This is a genomic window from Haemophilus sp. UMB1048 (genome assembly GCF_030218125.1).
In the GTDB taxonomy this organism is placed as follows: Bacteria; Pseudomonadota; Gammaproteobacteria; order Enterobacterales; family Pasteurellaceae; genus Haemophilus_D.
In genome coordinates this window covers 1-595 of the sequence record NZ_JASOPB010000026.1, presented here as the reverse complement: position 1 = coordinate 595, position 595 = coordinate 1, and the positions used below count along the sequence as shown (strand labels likewise).

Sequence of the window (595 nt, the reverse complement as noted above, 5' to 3'; positions counted from 1 at the left end):
CGGCAACACCATACCCTGCATACCGTAACCCCTTATCGGTCAGTGCACTGATGACCAGCTGGCTGTTATCGGCTGAGGGAACGGCAAACGCGGGATACAGCGTACCATTAAGCCGGACAACACCGCCCAGAGAGTCATCCACGCCCATGACCAGCAAAAGCTGAAGCTGGCGGGTTTCCCGGTCGACAGAACTCATGACCGGCATCAGCGTCGGTGGCAGACGTCCCTGCGTAAAATCCACCTTCCTTGCTGCCAGTGATGGCATGGCTGGCTGGCGGTCTTCTCCAAGACAGAAAAACTCCGGCCATGTCTTCGGCTGGCGGAGATTGCGGGTATGTTGTGGCCATGTCTGGCAAACCTGCGTCAGCAGTTGCTCAAAGGTCGCAGAGGAATAAACACGTTGCAATGGTGGATGTTGACCGATTTCGCTTCGGTCACAGATATAACCACTCCTGTCACGCATTAAATCAACACTCTCAAAGATCCTGGTGCGGTATTTCTCCAGCTCGTTCCCCCAGAGCGTATATTCTCCGTTCCGGTTGTGAAGCAGAAGGTAACTGGTCATTTCCCCGTTACCAGGCATGGGGGCCTCGCC

The 595-nt window shown here is 55.3% G+C and carries 1 protein-coding gene; it reads right to left on the bottom strand.

All coding sequences use genetic code 11. The features are described 5' to 3' along the window. A partial coding sequence (locus QP437_RS09715; protein ID WP_369279311.1) for a hypothetical protein occupies window positions 1-565 on the bottom strand: 565 nt, incomplete at its 3' end. Between the last annotated feature and the right edge of the window lie 30 nt (window positions 566-595).